The following is a 221-nucleotide window of genomic DNA, read 5'->3' as shown; positions in this document are numbered from 1 at the left end:
GCGACCGTTAAGATCCAGTTTACGTTCCAGTTCAGGATGAACAACCCCAACAAAACCAATACGTTCACCTTTCAGATAAATCGCTGCGGATTGCCCCGGATGCAGTGCCGGATTCGCTTCTGCACGGAACTCAACCTCATTCAGTTTACCGGTCAGGTCGAGAACGGATTCAAGATCGCCTTTCAAATCATAGAAATCAACGGTCTCTTTTGCCAGGTTCC

General features: G+C 48.4%; 1 protein-coding gene. It reads right to left on the bottom strand.

The genetic code is table 11. The features are described 5' to 3' along the window. The coding region (locus tag MFF64_RS37565; protein WP_238194176.1) for a hypothetical protein at positions 1-221 on the bottom strand (221 nt) is incomplete at both ends.

It is taken from the genome of Methylobacterium frigidaeris (assembly GCF_022179185.1).
Classification (GTDB): Bacteria; Pseudomonadota; Alphaproteobacteria; order Rhizobiales; family Beijerinckiaceae; genus Methylobacterium; species Methylobacterium frigidaeris.
The sequence above is the reverse complement of the archived record's forward strand: the minus strand, read 5'-3'. Positions and strand labels throughout refer to the sequence as shown.